Annotated in this window: 16 protein-coding genes and 1 pseudogene; 1 reads left to right on the top strand and 16 read right to left on the bottom strand. The window is 58.5% G+C overall.

Translation table 11 applies throughout. The features are described from left to right. Positions 1 to 223 precede the first annotated feature (223 nt). Positions 224 to 835, top strand: a complete 612-nt coding sequence (locus tag SJQ66_RS14430; protein WP_320534925.1) for a hypothetical protein — start codon at positions 224 to 226, stop codon at positions 833 to 835. 31 nt (positions 836 to 866) lie between these two features. On the opposite strand, the gene SJQ66_RS14425 is transcribed toward SJQ66_RS14430, so the two are convergent. The 16 genes and pseudogenes from SJQ66_RS14425 to mnmG all read right to left on the bottom strand — a co-directional run bounded on the left by SJQ66_RS14425 (position 867) and on the right by mnmG (position 19310). Next, a complete protein-coding gene (locus tag SJQ66_RS14425; RefSeq protein ID WP_320534924.1) occupies positions 867 to 3389 on the bottom strand; it encodes a primosomal protein N' in 2523 nt (840 codons plus the stop codon). A gap of 290 nt (positions 3390 to 3679) precedes the next feature. Beyond that, the gene (gene hemE, locus SJQ66_RS14420; RefSeq protein WP_320535405.1) at positions 3680 to 4786 is read right to left on the bottom strand and encodes a uroporphyrinogen decarboxylase; all 1107 of its coding nucleotides are present in this window, start codon (positions 4784 to 4786) and stop codon (positions 3680 to 3682) included. 498 nt (positions 4787 to 5284) lie between these two features. Further along, a complete protein-coding gene (locus SJQ66_RS14415; protein ID WP_320534923.1) occupies positions 5285 to 5632 on the bottom strand; it encodes a hypothetical protein in 348 nt (115 codons plus the stop codon). Between the two features lie 406 nt (positions 5633 to 6038). Beyond that, positions 6039 to 6458 carry a F0F1 ATP synthase subunit epsilon gene (locus tag SJQ66_RS14410; protein ID WP_024904923.1) on the bottom strand — a complete coding sequence of 140 codons (420 nt, stop codon included), beginning with the start codon at positions 6456 to 6458 and terminating at the stop codon, positions 6039 to 6041. A gap of 184 nt (positions 6459 to 6642) precedes the next feature. Beyond that, complete coding sequence (atpD, locus tag SJQ66_RS14405) at positions 6643 to 8046, bottom strand: F0F1 ATP synthase subunit beta (protein ID WP_024904924.1); 1404 nt, start codon at positions 8044 to 8046, stop codon at positions 6643 to 6645. Between the two features lie 35 nt (positions 8047 to 8081). Then, on the bottom strand, positions 8082 to 8954 hold the full coding sequence (gene atpG / locus SJQ66_RS14400) for a F0F1 ATP synthase subunit gamma (protein ID WP_024904925.1): 873 nt from the start codon (positions 8952 to 8954) through the stop codon (positions 8082 to 8084). Positions 8955 to 9119: 165 nt separating this feature from the next. Further along, positions 9120 to 10661, bottom strand: a complete 1542-nt coding sequence (gene atpA, locus SJQ66_RS14395) for a F0F1 ATP synthase subunit alpha (RefSeq protein ID WP_024904926.1) — start codon at positions 10659 to 10661, stop codon at positions 9120 to 9122. A gap of 162 nt (positions 10662 to 10823) precedes the next feature. Next, on the bottom strand, positions 10824 to 11378 hold the full coding sequence (locus SJQ66_RS14390) for a F0F1 ATP synthase subunit delta (protein ID WP_024904927.1): 555 nt from the start codon (positions 11376 to 11378) through the stop codon (positions 10824 to 10826). Between the two features lie 2 nt (positions 11379 to 11380). Beyond that, positions 11381 to 11851 carry a F0F1 ATP synthase subunit B gene (locus SJQ66_RS14385; RefSeq protein ID WP_024904928.1) on the bottom strand — a complete coding sequence of 157 codons (471 nt, stop codon included), beginning with the start codon at positions 11849 to 11851 and terminating at the stop codon, positions 11381 to 11383. A 257-nt stretch (positions 11852 to 12108) separates the two neighbouring features. Beyond that, positions 12109 to 12387 (bottom strand): F0F1 ATP synthase subunit C, encoded by a 279-nt coding sequence (gene atpE, locus SJQ66_RS14380; RefSeq protein WP_024904929.1) that lies wholly within the window; start codon positions 12385 to 12387, stop codon positions 12109 to 12111. Between the two features lie 83 nt (positions 12388 to 12470). Further along, positions 12471 to 13319 carry a F0F1 ATP synthase subunit A gene (gene atpB, locus SJQ66_RS14375; RefSeq protein WP_024904930.1) on the bottom strand — a complete coding sequence of 283 codons (849 nt, stop codon included), beginning with the start codon at positions 13317 to 13319 and terminating at the stop codon, positions 12471 to 12473. 152 nt (positions 13320 to 13471) lie between these two features. Further along, positions 13472 to 14095 (bottom strand): ATP synthase subunit I, encoded by a 624-nt coding sequence (locus SJQ66_RS14370; protein ID WP_024904931.1) that lies wholly within the window; start codon positions 14093 to 14095, stop codon positions 13472 to 13474. A gap of 495 nt (positions 14096 to 14590) precedes the next feature. After that, the gene (locus SJQ66_RS14365; RefSeq protein WP_036011985.1) at positions 14591 to 15490 is read right to left on the bottom strand and encodes a ParB/RepB/Spo0J family partition protein; all 900 of its coding nucleotides are present in this window, start codon (positions 15488 to 15490) and stop codon (positions 14591 to 14593) included. 107 nt (positions 15491 to 15597) lie between these two features. Then, positions 15598 to 16353: pseudogene (locus tag SJQ66_RS14360) on the bottom strand (ParA family protein); the annotation flags it as partial. Between the two features lie 270 nt (positions 16354 to 16623). Further along, the gene (gene rsmG / locus SJQ66_RS14355) at positions 16624 to 17262 is read right to left on the bottom strand and encodes a 16S rRNA (guanine(527)-N(7))-methyltransferase RsmG (RefSeq protein WP_253464280.1); all 639 of its coding nucleotides are present in this window, start codon (positions 17260 to 17262) and stop codon (positions 16624 to 16626) included. An 86-nt stretch (positions 17263 to 17348) separates the two neighbouring features. Continuing rightward, entirely contained in the window at positions 17349 to 19310 is a 1962-nt protein-coding gene (gene mnmG, locus SJQ66_RS14350) for a tRNA uridine-5-carboxymethylaminomethyl(34) synthesis enzyme MnmG (RefSeq protein ID WP_320534922.1), read from the bottom strand. Positions 19311 to 19592 lie beyond the last annotated feature (282 nt).

The following is a 19592-nucleotide window of genomic DNA, read 5'->3' as shown; positions in this document are numbered from 1 at the left end:
ACTAAACATAAAATAAAGGTGCAACCCATCTGCTTCGGGTTGCACCCTGGCCCGGCGATGCCTTCATGTCGCACGATTTTGGGAGAAGTCCGAAAATGCGATACGGACCAAGAAATTACTTATTTAAAAAGCGCCGTCTTATTTAATCGCAAGAGGGAGCTGCCCATAATCGATACCGCATCCTTTATAGCCGCATAGGTAGAACCGTTATGGAGCGCCAATAATGTTAGTCAATCTGGCCAGACTTTACGTCCAACTTTATATGCCCAGCGCATTACTTGATTCACCAGATTTGCGAAGATTCACGAACAACCTCGCACTCGATAATCTGATCCGGAGTTACGGGGAACGCCTGGCCAAGCTAGGCGAAGATAAAATTCGACTATTGCGCACGCACAAATTGAACAGCATGAATGCCTCCAGGATGCGCCTGCAAGAGGCACGATCGCGGAGAGTTAATGCGCACTGCCCTGCCGCTCGAGAGCGGGAACGGCGCCTTCTCCAGGCATTCACTCCGATATTTCCGCCGCCGCTTGCCAATACAGCACTGATGGACATCATGTTGAAGCGCGCAAGGGACGGCTTTAATGCTGGCCCTCTCGACAAATTTCCCCCGATCGCCATACGCATCCTGGATCTAGCAAGGGCGAACGGCTACCAGGATGCCCTCGAATCGGAGGACTTCATCAAAGAGATGGCAGATATCGTCAAAGAGCTCTGCACCTACAGCGAAAACGGTGGCGTCGCGGAGTCGGCAAATTCGACAAAACGGGATGGCAGCGGTGGCGAGTTTTTCGATTCAAGCAAAACGCGACTGGCTGGTCGGCATTTATAAAGGCAATTGATCCGCGTACGCGCGCGCCAAATCAAATATCCAGCGGATCCACTTCCACCGCCCACCGCGCGACTCCTGATTGATCGCCGCGCAATGCCTGCTGCCAAATGGGCAAGAATCGTTGCAACGCCGCACGAGAGGCACTCTCAACCAGTAACTGCGCGCGAAACGTATTAGCGATCTTGACCAACGCCATCGGCACGGGGTCAAAGCGATGAACATCCTCGCGTGGCGCGTTGCCGTCGCCCGGCACGGCCGCTACTGACGCCTTCACCACATCGAAATGCCCAGCCGCCCGCTGCAGAAAGGCCATTGCCTGCTCGAGCGTCTTCGCCTCGGCACGCAGCAAGGCCTGATGGATAAACGGGGGCAATCCTGCCTGCCGACGCTCCGTTAACGACGCCTCGGCAAAACCCGGATAGTCGTGCCGCGCGAGTGCCTGAAACAAGGGATGCGTGGGATGGCGCGTCTGAATCAACACATCGCCGCTCTGGCCACCGCGCCCAGCACGGCCTGCAACCTGCATCAATTGCGCAAACAGCCGTTCCGTCGCGCGGAAGTCGTGGGAAAACAAAGCCGAGTCGGCGTTTAGCACGCCCACCAAACTCACTCGCTGGAAATCGTGGCCCTTCGCGATCATATGCGTGCCCACCAGGATGTCGACATCACCGGCGTGAACGTTTGCAAACAGCGCGGCAGCACTGCCTTTCTTGCGCGTGCTGTCGGCATCAATGCGCAGGACACGCGCACCCGGCACAAGTTCGGCAAGCGTCTCCTCGGCGCGCTGCGTGCCGCGCCCCATCGGCGCGATATCGACGTTACCGCATTCAGGACAGGCCGGCGGAATGCGTTGCTGCCATCCGCAATGGTGACAACGCAACGCCCGATCCAATTTGTGAAGAACAAGGTAAGCGCTGCAGCGCGGACAACCGCAGACCCAGCCGCAGGCATCGCACGACAATACCGGCGCATAGCCGCGTCGATTCAGGAAAATAAGACTCTGCTCGCCTTGTTCCAGGCGCTTGCGTAAGGCCGCCACCAAGGGCACGCTGAAACCGTCGATGCTCGCACGTCTTCGTTGACGCTCAAGCTCCATGTCAATCAATGTCATGCGCGGCAGAACGTGTCCCGGTGACAACGCCTGCGAAGCCATCGCAGCAACCGCCGGCCGCGTCGTCATAGACAGGCGGCGATAACGCCCCTGCTCCGCCTGTGACCAGCTTTCGAGCGAAGGCGTGGCGGACCCGAGCACGATCGGCACATTCAGCTGTTTGGCACGCCACACGGCCAAGTCCCGCGCCGAATAGCGCAGACCTTCCTGCTGCTTGTAGGCCGCTTCGTGCTCTTCATCGACGATGATCATCGCAAGCCGGGGAAAGGACGCCATGACCGCCAGTCGCGTCCCCAGGACGATGCGTGCGCGACCGAGATGGGCTGCAAGCCAGTGACGGGTCCGCTCGCCGTCGGCGAGGCCGCTATGCAACGTTGCCACCGCACCGTCGCCCAGAGATGCGAAGCGCCGCCTGAACAAGGCATCGAATTGCGGCGTCAAGTTGATTTCGGGCACCAGGACCAGCGCCTGCGCCAGGGGATCCCGCGCCAGCAGCCGCGCCAGGCTCTGCAGATACACCTCGGTCTTACCGCTGCCGGTGACGCCATGGAGTAGAAACGGCGCAAACCCGCCCGCTCTCGATGCAGCGTCGATCCGGGTGACCGCTTCCTGCTGCTCGGCGCTCAAGACCCGCGCCGGGACGATCTCGGGTGTCGCGTGCGCCAAGGGCGTTGCGCGCTCGCCAGCATCATCCCCCTCGATCTCGTAACGTCGCACCTCTCCGGATGCGCACCAGGCATCCAGTTGCGCGGCGGCGCGGGGGTGCAGTCGACGCGCCGCCGATAGCGTCAAAGGGGCGGACGCCAGTCCGTCGACCAAACGACGAAGCGCCGCTGCGCGCCTTGGCACCCTGGCATTCAGTTGCGCCAGCGCCTCCGGGACATCATCACGCAGGGCATAGACCGCCTGGCGCGGCAGGAGATGCCCCCAACGGGACGGATCCCGCAGCCCCTGTGGCAAGGCGGGCAGTGCCACTTCGCCGATACCACGCTGGTAATACCCAGCCGCAAAAGCGATCAGCGCCCGCCACCGTGCATCCAGCGGCGGACAGTCATCACAGATTGCCTCGATCGATTTTAATCGATTCGGCGGCACGTCGGTCTGCTCAGCCACGGCCCAGATGACGGCTGTGACGCGGCGCTTACCGAACGGTACCCACACAAGCATTCCAGGAACAGGAAGCACGCCCGCGAATTGGCCGGATCGATAGCGATAGTCAAAAAGGGTCTGGATTGGCTGATCGAGCGCGACCCGCACGTACAGGACATCGTCCTCGCGGGCATCGTCGCCCTTTTTTCCAGTCTTCTCGCGGTCCGGGACGTCGTGCGAGACAAGCGTGAAATCGGGTTCCTCACCGATCTGATTGCCGGGTGAAAGGGTTGTCCCCAATCCGGCGCCGCGCACTGTGTTTTGCAAGGCATTGCCAGAGTTAAAGTGGAACATCGATTTCAACGCTAAATCTCGGTTTACAAAGTTTTTTTCAGGCTTACGCACTGCTGTGGATAACTTTGTGGAGAAAGCCCGCATTGTCATGCGACCGTCATGCCAAGATCAGGGTTTACGGCATCCTTCGCCCTGAGAAATTTGATCCGGATTTCACCTATAACCTCATGAAAAACCGCATTTTTTATCGCCAATGCCGGGTATGACATGCGGGGTTTTCCTTATTCCCCGCCCCCCTTAGAAGAGGGGCGATTTTGTGCATAAGTCAAGGCTTGACAGGCGAAAAATGATCACGCCGCACGCTGTTTGCGGCTATAGGCATGCACCTCGTCCACCAGCGCGATCACGTGATCCGGCGGCGTGAATTGAGAGATGCCGTGCCCGAGATTGAAAACGTGGCCCGGCGCGCTGCCATAGGCATCCAACAATCCACGCGCCTGGGCACGAATGGTCTCTGGCGGCGCAAACAAAATGTTCGGATCGAGACTACCTTGTAACGCGACACGTTGTCCCACACGCTGACGCGCCGCCCGGGGGTCGACGGTCCAATCGAGACCCAACGCGTCCACGCCGGTCTCGGCCATCGCCTCCAGCCACAGCCCGCCGCCTTTCGTGAAAGCAATCACCGGCACGCGACGTCCTTCGTGCTCTCGAATCAAGCCGGCAACAATGCGTTTGATGTAGGCAAGCGAGAACGTTTGGTAGGCGCCGTCCGCAAGCGCACCGCCCCATGTGTCAAAGATCATCGCGGCCTGGGCGCCCGCGAGAATCTGTGCGTTCAGATAGGCGATCACCGCGTCGGCATTGACCGCCAAGATCTGGTGCATCAGGTCCGGACGCGCATAGAGCATCGTTTTCACATTGCGGAAATCCGTTGATCCTCGGCCCTCGACCATATAGCACGCAAGCGTCCACGGACTTCCCGAAAATCCGATCAGCGGAACGCGTTGACGCCCCTGACCATCAACCAACGCCTTGCGGATGCTCGACACCGCACCGGTCACGTACCCCAGCGTCTCGTCGATATCCGGCACGTATAGCGCCGCTACATCCGCTTCCGTGCGCACAGGCCTGGCGAACTGCGGCCCCTCGCCTTGTGTAAACGCCAGGCCGAGCCCCATCGCATCCGGAATCGTCAGAATGTCCGAAAACAAGATGGCTGCGTCCAGCGGATAGCGCTCCAGTGGCTGCAACGTAACCTCGGTGGCATAGTCCGGATTCTTTGCCAGTCCCAGGAAACTGCCTGCACGGGCCCGCGTTGCATTGTATTCGGGCAGATAGCGGCCGGCCTGACGCATTAACCAGATCGGCGTGTAGTCGGTAGGTTCCCGCAGCAGCGCACGCAGGAAAGTGTCGTTGGCCAGCGGCGCGACGTTGGGCATATCGGACGATTGCATCGGCATCTGTGCTTCTGGTTGCGGATCGCGGGGACGCTTCGGCCCGGCATTGGTGGAAAAGAACGAGCGGAACCCGCGAGGCGACCCCGGCACGACATGAAGCGGCATTCTACCGGACCCCGGGGGACGGGAACACCGACATATCGACCCGATTGTCGAATGACGTCATTCCAAGGCCAGGGGAAGCGGCCCGATGTAGTGACAGACTGTTACCTTCATTCCGGCAACAGGCTGTCCACCGTTCGCCACTCGAACCGCCATCGACGCACGACCGGCGCGCTTGCGGAAAGTCGCCGGTATACAACGATTACACCGCTTCGCTGGCGCGCGAAATCGCAACGTACTTGCCGAAACAATATTCCCCAGCTTCCGTCGAAATCAGAGCAATTACGCGTAAGTGTCTGATTATTAAGAAGAGTTTAGTTACAACCAGATACACTTTGTTACGGCCACATTAGAATCGATGGCCCACAATGATTTCAACGGTCGCAACGCAGCCTACTTGGCGAGTCGTGATAGCCGTAGTTCGCAGGCGGAATTACTCGGGTTCTCACGCATGCGGTACTGCAGGTCACGACGCAAATTCAGGTATGCAGCGTTGATATCGTCACATCGGGGCGGGAATGCCGCAAACGCTGCGATCGGGTGAATCAGGCCGATCCTCACGTTTAACGCGGCATCGGTGGGAAGCATCATCGGGAAATGTGATGCTTCGCTGTTCCAGCGATAGTGCCAGGTTGCTTCATTCGAGTATAGCGCGCATCGCGGTTGGGGTGCCGCGCGCCACGCCGGGATTGGCCGGCGTCGGGATTGATCGATTGGTGCGAAGAGTGGTCCAGGCAGCATTCGTTGGACGCCCGAATGTGTTTGTCCCAAGTGGTCTCCTCGCGCTAACCCCGTAGCGTGTGGTTTTAAGCGGGCGCCATGCCCGCTTTTTTTTATCTACGGTTTGTCGACGGCAATCGATCGATGAACGTCGTATTACGCGTTGCGTGCTTTTTCTCTCTCTGGCTCCGCCAGTGCAATATAGGCGGCGATCAATTTCCCCTGGGCGTCGCGGTCCGTGTACAAACGGGTCAACGACATCAAGCGGGTTGCAGGTCCTCCAAGGAACAAAAAAAGCCGCCTTCGATACCGAAGGCGGCTTTTCCGCGACTTTGAACTTGCGCCACGCAAGATCAGTCTTATCTCACCATACGATTTGTGAACACCAATCGCATGGCTACATCCGAACGGCTCGCGCCGCGTAATGTTAGTGCCGACGCTGACGCAATTGCTGAATCGCCGTCAATTGCGCGACGGCGGCGGCCAGTTCAGCCTGGGCAGCAGCGTATTGCAGATCCGACCCGCCATTTGCCAGCGTTTCTTCCGCCGCACGACGTGCTTCCTCTGCCTTCGCCTCATCCAGATCCTTGCCACGGATGGCGGTGTCTGCCAACACCGTCACGCCTGTCGGCTGGATGTCGAGAATGCCCCCGACCACGAAAACAAATTCTTCCTCGCCGTTTTCGGCCTCGATGCGTACCGCACCGGGACGGATGCGTGTGATCAGCGGCGTGTGGCCCGGCAAGATACCCAGCTCACCCGACTCGCCCGGCAGCGCGACGAACTTCGCCTGCCCCGAGAAAATCTCGCCTTCCACGCTGACGACGTCTACTTTGATGGTTGCCATATCGATTCCTGATCGTGTGAGCGGCGCCAGGCGCCTGTTCCGCGCTTGGCCAACCCGCATAGATGTCGCATGCCATACAAAGCGACCATGCGGGTTGGAACGACGCATCGCGCCGCCCACCCTTCGTCCTGCATCGCCACCCCGTATCGCACAACGGCGATCGAGCATGACGATGCGCGCCGCATTACATCTTCGACGCCTTTTCGAAGGCTTCGTCGATCGTACCGACCATGTAGAACGCCTGCTCTGGCAGGTGATCGCACTCGCCGTCGACGATCATCTTGAAGCCGCGGATTGTTTCCTTCATCGCGACGAACTTACCCGGTGCGCCCGTGAACACTTCCGCCACGTGGAACGGCTGTGACATGAAGCGTTGAATCTTACGGGCACGCGCGACCGCTTGCTTGTCTTCAGGCGACAACTCGTCCATCCCCAGAATCGCGATGATGTCGCGCAATTCCTTGTAGCGTTGCAGCGTTTGCTGCACGCGACGGGTGATCGAGTAGTGTTCTTCGCCAATGACCAGCGGGTCGATCTGACGCGACGTCGAATCCAGCGGGTCGACGGCCGGATAGATACCGAGAGAAGCGATATCACGCGACAGCACGACCGTTGCGTCCAAGTGACCGAACGTGGTCGCCGGCGACGGATCGGTCAAGTCATCGGCCGGCACGTAAACCGCTTGCACGGACGTGATCGAACCCTTCTTCGTGGACGTGATCCGCTCTTGCAGACGACCCATTTCTTCGGCCAGCGTCGGCTGATAGCCCACCGCCGACGGCATGCGGCCCAGCAACGCCGACACTTCGGTGCCAGCCAATGTGAACCGGTAGATGTTGTCGACGAAGAACAGCACGTCACGGCCTTCGTCACGGAACTGCTCGGCCATCGTCAGACCGGTCAATGCGACGCGCAGACGGTTGCCCGGCGGCTCGTTCATCTGGCCATACACCAGCGCGACCTTATCCAGGACGTTCGAGTCCTTCATTTCGTGATAGAAGTCGTTGCCCTCACGGGTACGCTCGCCCACGCCGGCGAACACGGAGTAACCGCCGTGCGCCTTTGCGATGTTGTTGATCAATTCCATCATGTTGACGGTCTTGCCAACACCGGCGCCACCGAACAGGCCGACCTTACCACCCTTGACGAACGGGCAGATCAGGTCAATCACCTTGATGCCGGTTTCCAGCAGTTCGGTCGACGGGGCCAACTCGTCGAATGCAGGCGCCAACTGGTGGATCTCACGGGTAAATTCGTGCGAGATCGGGCCCGCTTCATCGATCGGACGGCCCAGCACGTCCATGATCCGACCCAGCGTTGCCGCGCCAACCGGCACCGTGATCGGCTTGCCGGTGTTCTTGATCGCCAGGCCACGGCGCAGGCCGTCCGCCGAACCCAGGCAGATCGTGCGGACCACACCGTCGCCCAACTGTTGCTGCACTTCCAACGTCAATTCGCTGCCTTCCAGCACGAGTGCGTCGAAGATCCTCGGCAACTGGTCGCGCGGGAATTCCACGTCGACGACCGCGCCGATGCACTGAACGATTTTGCCGACTGCGGCAGTCCCACTTTCAATCGCGGTACTCATCGATTTTCCTTTAGATGCTTTGATTCGTGCGTGGGTCAGACAGCCGCGGCGCCGCTGACGATTTCCGACAATTCCTTCGTGATCGCTGCTTGCCGGCTCTTGTTATAGACCAACTGCATTTCGCGGATCACCGTCTTCGCATTGTCGGAAGCCGCCTTCATCGCGACCATCCGCGCCGACTGCTCGGACGCCATGTTTTCTGCCACGCCTTGGTACACCAATGCTTCGACGTATCGCGTCAGCAGGTCGTCGATGACCGTCTGCGCGTCCGGCTCGTAGATGTAGTCCCACGGGTGGTCTGCACGCTGTTCCGCGCTGCGGGTGATTTCCGGCAACGGCAACAACTGCTCCAGCACCGCTTCCTGCTTCATCGCATTGATGAACCGCGTGTACCCGAGGTACACCGCGTCCAACTCACCGGCCGCGTACGCGTCCATCTGAACCTTGATCGTGCCGATCAGCTTGTCCAGATGCGGCGTATCGCCCAGATGCGTTACCTGCGACACGATCTTCGCCTTCAGACGATTCAGGAAACCGGCGCCCTTGCCACCGATTGCCGTCGCTTCCAGCGTGATACCCCTTGCCTCGTTCTCGCGGAACTTCGCGAGCGCAAGACGCAGGATGTTCGTGTTCATGCTGCCGCACAAGCCCTTATCCGTCGTGATCAAGATCAGACCTGCGCGCTTGGCATTCGCCGGACGCGACATGAACGGATGGTGATACTCCGGGTTCGCTTCGGTCAGGTGCGCAACAATGTCACGCACGCGGTCCGCGTACGGACGCGATGCGCGCATGCGCTCCTGCGCCTTGCGCATCTTCGACGCAGCCACCATCTCCATCGCCTTGGTGATCTTGCGCGTGTTTTGCACGCTCTTGATCTTGCCGCGGATTTCCTTCATTCCAGCCATTGCTCAACTCCTGTCGGTACCGTCATCGCCGTGCCATTCGGTGGAACCGGACGCCTGGATCATCACTCGCTTCAATCACGCTTCGAGCGAATCCCAGACGCGTTGCATGCCTGTCGTTCACCGCAGACGCATGCCGCACTGCGTGGCGGCTTAACCCGCAACGTGTCAGTAAGCGCCGGACTGCTTGAAGTCCTTGACCGCGGCATGCAGCAACGGCTCGTCGTCCTTCGTCAGTTCCTTCTTCTCTTCGATGCGGCCGATCAGGTCTGCCTTGTTCGCCTTCAGGCTTTCGCGCAAACCCTTTTCGAACGGCAGCACCTTCGCCACGTCCAGATCATCCAGGTAACCGTTGTTCGCCGCGAACAGCGAAACAGCCATTTCCCATACCTGCAAAGGCTGATATTGCGGCTGCTTCAGCAGTTCGGTCACGCGACGGCCGCGCTCGAGCTGGCGACGGGTCACTTCGTCCAGATCAGAGGCGAACTGAGCGAATGCCGCCAATTCGCGGTACTGGGCCAAGTCGGTACGAATACCACCGGACAGCTTCTTGATGACCTTCGTCTGGGCTGCACCACCCACGCGCGACACCGAGATACCGGCGTTGATCGCGGGGCGGATGCCCGCATTGAACAGGTCCGTTTCCAGGAATATCTGACCGTCGGTGATCGAGATCACGTTGGTCGGCACGAACGCGGTCACGTCGCCCGCCTGCGTTTCGATGATCGGCAATGCCGTCAACGAACCGGTCTTGCCCTTGACGGCCCCGTTCGTGAACTTCTCGACGTAGTCAGCCGACACGCGTGCAGCACGTTCCAACAGACGCGAGTGCAGATAGAACACATCACCGGGATAGGCTTCACGGCCTGGCGGACGACGCAGCAACAGCGAGATCTGGCGATAGGCGAACGCTTGCTTGGTCAGATCGTCATACACGATCAGCGCATCTTCACCGCGATCACGGAAGTATTCACCCATCGTGCAACCGGCATACGGTGCCAGGTATTGCATGGCGGCCGGCGCAGATGCCATGGCGGCAACGACGGTCGTGTATTCCAACGCGCCGTTTTCTTCCAGCTTGCGCACGATGTTCGTGATCGACGACGCCTTCTGACCGATGGCGACATAGACGCACTTCACGCCCTTGCCTTTCTGGTTGATGATCGCATCGATCGCCACCGCGGTCTTGCCGGTCTGACGGTCACCGATGATCAACTCACGCTGACCACGGCCAACCGGTACCATGGCGTCGATCGCCTTGATACCCGTTGCCAGCGGCTGGTCCACGCCCTGACGCCAGATCACGCCCGGCGCGATCTTTTCAATTGCGTCACGCGCTTGCGTCACGACCGGACCCTTTCCATCGATCGGGTTGCCGAGCGTGTCGACGACGCGCCCCAGCAGTTCGGGGCCCACCGGCACATCCAGTTGACGACCCGTGCACTTCACCGTGTCGCCTTCGGAGATGCTGTCGTATTCACCCAGAATGACCGCGCCAACGGAGTCGCGTTCCAGGTTCAACGCCAGACCAAAGATGTTGCCCGGGAACTCGAGCATTTCACCTTGCGTTACGTTCGACAGACCGTGGATTCGCACGATGCCGTCGCTCACCGAGATCACGGTGCCCTGATTTTGCAGATCCGCGCCCGCTTCCAGACCCTGGATGCGGGTCTTGATCAGCTCGCTGATCTCAGATGGGTTGAGTTGCATTTTGCTGCTCCTGATAGTCAATTCTTTGCCGCCGGCAGACCCATTGCCTGCTTTCGGCTTCATGTCGGTCATATCACCGACGGCATCAGCGCGTTCGCGCCCCGAGGCCGCAATACCGCGAAACCCTGGAGCGCGAACTCAGTCAGTGATCGTCGCAGCGAATTACGCGGCCAGCGAGGCCTGCATCCGCGTCAGGCGCGCACGCACCGACGTATCGAGCACTTCATCCCCGACCGCCACACTGACGCCACCGATGAGCGCCGGGTCGACAACGACCTGTGCTTGCAGCTTGCGTCCGAACTTCTTCTCCAGCGCCGCCACCAACTCCGTCAGCGCCTTGCCTTCAAGGGGGTAGGCACTGGTGATCACGGCGTCGGAAATGCCTTCGCTGGCGTGCTTCAACGCCTCGAACTGCGCGGCAATCTCCGACAGCAACGCAATGCGCCGGTTATCCACCAGCATCTGCACGAAGTTCTTTACCGGCGCCGCGAGCGTCACGCCGGATGCACCGGTGATCAGCTCGAAGATTTGCGCACGGCTGATCTTCGGGTCGTTCGCCAGCGTACGGACGTCAGGATGACTGGCCACTTGCGCCAGCGCCTGCAATTGCGTCAACCATGCGTCGGTGGACACGGCGGCCTGGCCATTGACCGGGGCGCGCGCGACGTCGAAAGCAGCTTCGGCGTAGGGGCGGGCGATTGTCGCGAGTTCAGCCATGATCAGAGCTCGGCCTTCAGTTGGTTCAACAGGTCGGCATGGGCATTGGCGTCGATTTCGCGGCGCAGGATCTGCTCGGCGCCCTTGACTGCCAGGACGACGACTTCACCGCGCAGCGCTTCGCGTGCACGCACCACCTGCTGCTCGGCTTCGGCCTTTGCACTCGCGATGATCCGGCTTGCCTCGGCTTGCGCGTTCGCCTTGATTTCCTCGGCGACCTGCTGCGCACGCTTTTCCGCGTCAGCAATACGGTTTTGACCTTGGTCGCGCGCTTCCGCCAACGACTTGTCGATGCGCTTTTGCGCGTCGGCCAGATCGGCCTTGCCCTTCTCGGCGGCGGCCAGGCCGTCGGCGATCTTTCTCGCGCGTTCGTCGAGCGCCTTGATCAACGGCGGCCACACGAACTTCATCGTGAACCACGCAAGGATCAGGAACACGATCAACTGCGCAATCAGGGTTGCGTTGAGATTCACTGTGTTTCCTTTACGAGTACTGCACCGGACTGGAGAACGCGCTGCCGCCGCGCCCGATACCTGGTTTACCACTTGCTGCAGCCCATTCCGTCAGCGGACCAATATTCCGATAACAGGGCCCGGCATCGTCATCGACGGGGCACAGAGCCGGCGGCCAGCGCAGGATCGGAAGCGCCTGGGAGTCGACAACGGCACCGGCATCCCGGCACCGCCGCCCACGTCGGCACCATCCTCCACTGGACGTTAAGGCGTCGCGATTACGCGCCTGGCGCGCCCAGCGCCGTCAGCAGCGGATTTGCGAACGCGAACAGCATCGCAATACCCACACCGATCAGGAATGCCGCGTCGATCAGACCTGCCAACAGGAACATCTTCGTTTGCAGCGGGTTGATCAGTTCCGGCTGGCGTGCGCAGGCTTCAATGTACTTGCCGCCCATCAGGCCGATGCCGATACAGGCGCCAATTGCACCCAGGCCAATGATGATACCGATGGCGACTGCGGTGAAACCCTGGATGTTGGCGATGAAAGCTTGCATGGTTACTCCTGTGGAAAAGTCTTAAAAACGGGATAAATAACGACTAATGGTGAAAAACGCGATCGATTCCGCGAGGAGCTCGATCAATGTTTATCGTGAGCCTGGCCAAGATACACCAGCGTCAACATCATGAAAATGAAGGCTTGCAGCAAGACGATCAGGATGTGGAAGATCGCCCATACACTACCGGCCAACACGTTTCCGACGAAGCCCAGCACACCGGCATGTGCATCGAAATGCCAGATGCTGCCCAGCAAAGCGATCAGCAGGAACAGCAGCTCGCCCGCATACATATTGCCGAACAACCGCATACCCAGAGACACGGTCCGCGCAACGTATTCAATGATGTTCAGTGCCAGATTAGGTATCCACAGCACGAAGTGATTGCCGAACGGGGCACTGATCAATTCCTTGCCCCAGCCCGCGGCACCCTTGATCTTGACGCTGTAGTACAGCATCAGAACCAGTACACCGAGAGACATGCCCATCGTCGCGTTGAGATCGGCGGTAGGCACGATCCGATGATGGCTGATCACGCTGTTCATTCCGGTCCATTGAATCAGATGGGCCGGCAGATCGACCGGGATCAAGTCGAATGAGTTCATCAGTGCTACCCAGACGAAGACCATCAGGGCCAGCGGCGCAATGAAAGCACGGTCGCCATGCACGATTGATTTCGATTGGTCTTCGACCATTTCGACGAGCATTTCGATCAGGCACTGGAAACGCGTCGGCACGTTCGGCGATGCGCGGCGAGCGGCCGTGATCAGCAGGGTCAGCGTAATCACGCCGGCGACGATCGACCAAAACATCGTGTCGAGGTTGATGATCGAAAAATCGATCAACTTCGTCTGATGGCCCGTCGCAAAGTTTTGCAGATGGTGCGCAATGTACTCGGAAGGCGTAAGCGCAGTTTCGGATCCAGCAGCCATAGATTCAAGCACCAATTTTTAAGAATTCGGACAACCACCCGGCAGGCAGGGCCTGTCGGGTGGTGGAATACGGCGTTACACAGTGCCACGTTACCTCCGTGCGAGCCGCTCATCGCGCTATCACGCAGGTCGGCTCACAACCAGCCCTCCACTTACCGCCATGCCAGCGCGAGCCAATAAGTCTTCAGCGCCAACACATAGGTCAGGAGCAACGGCACCCACCGCACTTCCCGGAATAACACTGCCACCGCGATAAACATCGCGATCGTCAGTCCCAACTTGACGCCTTCAGCCAGCATCCAGACCGCAACCGAATCCCGCCCGCGTCGGCTAAGGTAGCCGGCAAACGCAGCACTCGGGATCCAGCAGATCATCCCTCCGATCGCCGCCGAAAACGCCGCCGCTGGCGCATTCGCGCTCAGGACCGCTGCAACGCATGCCGCCACGATCGTCAAAACGATCTGTGCCAGCACCACCCGCAGCGGAGTAACCCGGGATGGTCGCGCGACATCCGGACCAAACAGCTGTTGCGCCTGCCCCCGCGTAAGCGGTACCACCGGTGGTGGCACCTCTTGCCAATCGTCCCAGTCGTTCGTGACGACCGCCTGGTCTTCACGGTGGAACGCGTCGGAAACGGAAGCATTGCTGCGATGGGCGCTTTGCCCCGAGGAGTCGTGCCCGGCCGCGAACGGCACGCCACGTTCAGTGCGATCGGAAGGCGCGCTCCCCGCGTCGCGCGCCTTTTGCGCGCCGGCGTCGTCCGCCGTTCCAACCATACACATACACTCCCGCAGCTTTCGGAACGCTTACAATTAGACCTGACTGACAGATAAATCCGGGCGATTGTAAGCGATTATCCCAAGCGATTCAAGCGATTATCGCCCATCACGCATCCATCATCGATTCCGGCGAAAAGCGTTATTTTTGCCGTACTGCAGCAATACCGATGTGTCGCGTCAAAATCGGCATAGACATTGATCTATGTAACGCGCATCAATGCAAAAGGTCCCGTAAAAGCGCGCCATCGCGTTGAACACGAATTTCGCGAGGGGCAAGCGTAAACGTTTGGATAAGTGAACCCTTGCGGCGTATTGCCACATGTCTGTTCTTTCAGACAGATGGATATTTACAGAGATAGTCGAGGCAATACAGGAAGGACCAAATCAGCTGTAGGCGTGAATCGCAAGCCTGTACAGAAGTTCAGACTGCAGGGTCACGGCACAGATAAGATCACCACATCACTGTTTTCTTGACCATACAACTAGACGACGTTAGCGCGGCGACGCATTTTCTTCCGGGGCAGGTTGACGCAGCCTGGCGATAATCCCTTCCAGCGCGTCGAGGCTGCCGAAACCGATCGTCAACTGTCCTCTACCGCTGCGCCCTACTTTGATATCGACCGATGCAGAAAGCATGTCTGCCAGTTCATCTTCGAGTCGGGACAAATCTCGTGACTTCCGTACCTTCTGCGCCTTTGGCGCCGCCTTATCGTCGCGCGCAGTCTGCGTCACCAGCTTTTCCGCTTCGCGAACCGACAATCGCCGATTGATAATTTGATTTGCCAGGGCAACTTGTGTCCCGGCATCAACTGATAACAGCGCACGCGCGTGCCCCATGTCGAGATCGCCCGCCAATAACATCGTCTGCACGGGCGTCGCGAGATTCAACAATCGCAGCAGATTCGATACGGCGCTACGCGAACGGCCAACCGACTCGGCCGCTTGTTCGTGCGTGAATTTGAACTCATCCAGCAAGCGTTGAATACCTTGCGCTTCCTCCAGAGGGTTCAAGTCCTCGCGCTGGATATTCTCGATCAATGCCATTGCCGCGGCAGCTTGATCGGGGACATCCTTCACCAGCACTGGAACTTCCGTAAGCCCTGCCAGATTCGCTGCTCGGAAGCGGCGTTCACCAGCAATGATCTCGTATATATCGCCGCCAATCGGCCGCACCAGAATCGGTTGCATCAAGCCTTGCGCACGAATACTGGATGCCAGATCCTGCAGGGCACCTTCGTCCATCCGGGTACGCGGCTGATACTTGCCGGGCACCAATTGCCGCAATGGCATCGTGCTGGGGTGGGCCTCCCGTTGCATTGCGTCGCTGATGTCCGCGTTACCACCGAGCAACGTCTCGAGCCCGCGTCCCAAACCCTTCTTTTTTGCGACCATCGGTTTCATATCGCTCCTGCGGTACCGGTTTCATTGCTCATCGTGGCCTTCGTTGCCGCGTCGGCGGCTCCCGGCGCGCCGGTTTTCCGCGATCCGGCAGCGCCATGGCGACGAATCATTTCCTCTCCAAACTGCACATACGCCTGTGCGCCACGCGAACCGGGATCGAACGTCGTGCCAGGCAAACCATAGCTGGGGGCCTCAGCCAACCTTACATTGCGGGGAATGACGGTATCGAACACCTTGTCACCGAAATGCTGCTTCAGTTGTTCAGATACCTGCTGCTGCAATGTAATTCGCGGATCGAACATGACCCGCAACAAGCCAATAATCTTTAAATCGCGATTAAAGTTGGCATGTACCTGCTTGATCGTATTCACCAAATCAGATAGCCCCTCCAACGCGAAGTACTCGCATTGCATTGGAATGATGACGCCATGCGCGGAAACAAGACCATTCAGCGTTAACAGCGACAGCGCGGGCGGACAATCGATCAGAATATAGTCATAGCGCGACTGGATGCTCTCCAATGCGTCACTGAGACGACGATTACGTCGTTCTACGTCGACCAGGTCCACCTCCGCCCCTGCCAGTTCGCGATTTGCCGGCAACATGTCAAAGCCCGTGTCCGCCGCCGGAACAATCGTATCCTCGATCTTCGCTTCCCCAATCAGCACCTGGTAGACGGTATGCGTAACGGCCTGTTTATCCACGCCGCTACCCATCGTGGCATTGCCCTGAGGGTCCAGGTCGACCAACAACACGCGTTGATTTTGCGAGGCAAGACTCGCCGCCAGATTGACTGCCGTTGTTGTCTTTCCTACCCCACCCTTCTGGTTTGCCACGCAAAATATCTGTGTCATCTTCCTTTTCCTGCTCTGCGGAAATCGTATTGATTTCCTGCTACCGCATTACACCGCATCAATCAGCAACTTGCCAGTGTTCCGTTCGATCTATCATGAGTATCGATCGAAGATCCGCTCAGCGCATTCGATACGCGCATTGGCACCACTGCCATGCCGACATAGACACCCCTGTTTCACGTGAAACAGTGTCGCGATTTTCGGTGAACAGTACCTCCGGTTGGCGCCTTGTTCACTAGGTTAACGTCACCACGTCTACCTGCGATCGTGTTACAGCGCGGCCTGATCCTCGTCCCTATCGCGCTGCGCACATGCCTGCGTGAACGTCACAACGACCAAATGGCGTTCGGCATGCAGGTGCGGGACCGTTAACGGCGTAACACCACGTACTGTAGCGTTAGTAGGTAAGCGTGCGATCTCGTCATCCGGTTGCAGACCTTTCATTGCATACATCGCGCCGCGAGGCGCCACCAGATGGCCCGCCCAGCGCGCAAAGTCTGCCAGATCGGCAAACGCCCGCGACGTGACGGCGTCGAAACCTTCTGGAAAATGCAGTTGCTCGACACGTCCATTCACAATGGCCACATTATTCAGGCCGAGTGCGCTCTTGGCCTGGGTCAGAAAGGCAATTTTCTTTTGAACAATGTCATTCAAGGTGATCCGCCAATCCGGACGCATGATGGCCAGAATCAGACCCGGTGTGCCGCCACCCGTGCCAACATCTATAACCGACCTCACGCCATCCGCCTCCAGATGCGGTAGCAATGAAAGCGAATCCAGCACGTGCTGGATGCGCATTTGCTCCGGGTCGCGGATTGCCGTGAGGTTGTACACCCGATTCCACTTCGACAACAAGCCAATATAGGCAGCCAGATTTTCAGCGGTGCCAGGTTCGATCGTGATGCCCATTGTTGCAGCGTCCTGCACGATGCTTGCGGCAGTGTCACCAACCTGAGTGACCGTCCGTGGATCCCTCCCTACCGTATTCCTAGCTGTCATGCTTCGTCCACTCGCATTGCGGTTTTCTCGGCTGACGCTGCCGAGCGACCTCCACGCTTCTTCATATGGACCATCAGCAACGAAATGGCAGCGGGCGTTACGCCGGATATCCGAGAGGCTTGACCGAGCGTTTCTGGACGATGGCTATTAAGCTTTTGCGACACTTCAAAGGAAAGCCCACGCACGTCACGGTAGTCGAGATCACTAGGCAAGCGTGTACTTTCATGCGCGTCATTCCGCGCAATTTCACCACTTTGCCGCTCGATATAGCCTTGATATTTGATGCCGATTTCGACTTGTTCTTCGATCTGCGCCAATAGCACAAGGTCATTCGCCAACGGCTTGTCCGGCGAGGCCTGAGGGAAGCCTTGCGCAGCCAGCGCGACCAGTGCAGGATAACGAACCTCGGGACGGCGCAACAGTTCGGCCAAGCTGTATTCGTGATCGATCGCCTTCCCCAGAAGGGCGACAGCGGCCTCGGGCGGAAGTGTTCGTGGTGTCACCCAAGTCTTTTCCAAACGCAAGGTTTCACGTGAAATCGCTTCCCGTTTGGATTCGAATACCCGCCACCGCACGTCATCGACCAGCCCCACTTCTCGGCCGATTTCGGTCAGGCGCAAATCCGCGTTGTCTTCACGCAGGCTCAGGCGGTACTCCGCTCGGCTCGTAAACATACGATAAGGCTCGGAGACGCCCCGGGTCACGAGATCATCAACCAGTACGCCTAGATAGGCTTGGTCGCGGCGTGGTACCCACGCCTCCTTGTCCTGAGCGTAACGGCCGGCATTAAGCCCTGCCAGCAGTCCCTGTGCAGCTGCTTCTTCATAGCCGGTCGTCCCATTTATTTGTCCCGCAAAGAACAATCCGCCAATCGCCTTCGTCTCTAATGAGGCCTTCAATGCACGCGGATCGAAGTAGTCGTATTCGATGGCATAGCCGGGGCGCAAAATATGGGCATTTTCCAGGCCAACCATCGAATGTACCAAGTCAAGCTGGACGTCGAAAGGCAAACTGGTCGAAATGCCGTTCGGGTAAAACTCATTTGTCGTCAGCCCCTCGGGTTCGAGATAGATCTGATGAGCGTCCTTTGCGGCAAACCGATGAATCTTATCTTCTATCGAAGGACAATATCGTGGGCCGACTCCCTCGATAACGCCGGTATACATCGGGGATCGATCAAGACCGGCGCGTATGATGTCGTGCGTGCGAGCATTCGTGTGCGTCACCCAGCAAGGCATCTGCCGCGGATGTTGCTCGGCACGTCCCAGGAAGGAAAACACGGGAATTGGGTCCATATCACCCGGTTGCACTTCCAATTTCGAGAAATCGATCGACCGACCATCTATCCGCGGGGGCGTTCCCGTCTTCAATCTTCCCTGCGGTAGCTTCAACTCCTTCAAGCGTGCCGAAAGTGAAACAGCAGCGGGATCGCCAGCACGACCTCCGGTGTAATTGTTCAAACCCACGTGAATCTTGCCGTCGAGGAAGGTCCCCGCAGTGAGAACGACAGACTTAGAACGGAATTTCAAACCGATCTGCGTCACCGCACCAACAACCTTGTCCCCTTCTAGCATCAAGTCATCCACGGCTTGCTGGAACAGCCAAAGATTAGCCTGATTTTCCAAACGGGAACGAATTGCTTGTTTATAGAGCAATCGATCGGCTTGTGCTCGTGTAGCCCGCACGGCAGGCCCCTTTGACGAGTTCAAGATGCGGAATTGAATGCCTGATTCGTCTGTTACGGCAGCCATCGCTCCACCGAGGGCATCGATTTCCTTGACGAGATGCCCCTTCCCAATCCCGCCGATCGATGGATTACAACTCATTTGACCGAGCGTCTCGATGTTGTGCGTCAGCAATAGGGTCTTGCACCCTATCCGCGCGGCTGCCAGGGCCGCTTCCGTACCGGCGTGACCACCGCCAACCACGATGACATCGAATTCGCTCGGAAATTGCATCGCTATCAGGCGCCTACGCGCCGACCTCTATTTGATCAGTAGATGACAATCGCCTTGTAAAAGACGATCGACCAAAGGGCGCGATTATACGCCTTAGATGTCGTACAGCCCGGCAAACCCGCGTGCGGCGCACGGAATGTGGCGACACAGCAGCATTATGGATCGAGAGGCGAATCTGTTACTTGGTGCCTCACGTATCACAGTGAAAACACGAACACTGCATCGTGGCTCAGTCCCTGTTTCACGTGAAACATTGCTTCGGGTGCAATACTAGCAAACTGC

This window comes from Robbsia andropogonis (assembly GCF_034047095.1).
GTDB classification, from domain to species: Bacteria; Pseudomonadota; Gammaproteobacteria; order Burkholderiales; family Burkholderiaceae; genus Robbsia; species Robbsia andropogonis.
Note: the sequence above shows the minus strand (reverse complement) of the source record. Positions and strands in the feature narration are given on the sequence as shown.

What these genes read in the sequence shown, in the direction of transcription:
- hemE (WP_320535405.1), bottom strand. Translation starts at nt 4,786, where the DNA reads ATGCAATCGTCCGATATGCCCAACGTCGCGCCGCTGGCCAACGACACT.
- rsmG (WP_253464280.1), bottom strand. Translation starts at nt 17,262, where the DNA reads ATGGGCATCACGATCGAACCTGGCACCGCTGAAAATCTGGCTGCCTAT.
- SJQ66_RS14370 (WP_024904931.1), bottom strand. Translation starts at nt 14,095, where the DNA reads ATGGTTGGAACGGCGGACGACGCCGGCGCGCAAAAGGCGCGCGACGCG.
- SJQ66_RS14430 (WP_320534925.1), top strand. Translation starts at nt 224, where the DNA reads ATGTTAGTCAATCTGGCCAGACTTTACGTCCAACTTTATATGCCCAGC.
- atpB (WP_024904930.1), bottom strand. Translation starts at nt 13,319, where the DNA reads ATGGCTGCTGGATCCGAAACTGCGCTTACGCCTTCCGAGTACATTGCG.
- SJQ66_RS14410 (WP_024904923.1), bottom strand. Translation starts at nt 6,458, where the DNA reads ATGGCAACCATCAAAGTAGACGTCGTCAGCGTGGAAGGCGAGATTTTC.
- atpD (WP_024904924.1), bottom strand. Translation starts at nt 8,046, where the DNA reads ATGAGTACCGCGATTGAAAGTGGGACTGCCGCAGTCGGCAAAATCGTT.
- SJQ66_RS14425 (WP_320534924.1), bottom strand. Translation starts at nt 3,389, where the DNA reads ATGTTCCACTTTAACTCTGGCAATGCCTTGCAAAACACAGTGCGCGGC.
- atpE (WP_024904929.1), bottom strand. Translation starts at nt 12,387, where the DNA reads ATGCAAGCTTTCATCGCCAACATCCAGGGTTTCACCGCAGTCGCCATC.
- atpG (WP_024904925.1), bottom strand. Translation starts at nt 8,954, where the DNA reads ATGGCTGGAATGAAGGAAATCCGCGGCAAGATCAAGAGCGTGCAAAAC.
- SJQ66_RS14390 (WP_024904927.1), bottom strand. Translation starts at nt 11,378, where the DNA reads ATGGCTGAACTCGCGACAATCGCCCGCCCCTACGCCGAAGCTGCTTTC.
- SJQ66_RS14365 (WP_036011985.1), bottom strand. Translation starts at nt 15,490, where the DNA reads ATGGTCGCAAAAAAGAAGGGTTTGGGACGCGGGCTCGAGACGTTGCTC.
- atpA (WP_024904926.1), bottom strand. Translation starts at nt 10,661, where the DNA reads ATGCAACTCAACCCATCTGAGATCAGCGAGCTGATCAAGACCCGCATC.
- mnmG (WP_320534922.1), bottom strand. Translation starts at nt 19,310, where the DNA reads ATGCAATTTCCGAGCGAATTCGATGTCATCGTGGTTGGCGGTGGTCAC.
- SJQ66_RS14415 (WP_320534923.1), bottom strand. Translation starts at nt 5,632, where the DNA reads ATGCTGCCTGGACCACTCTTCGCACCAATCGATCAATCCCGACGCCGG.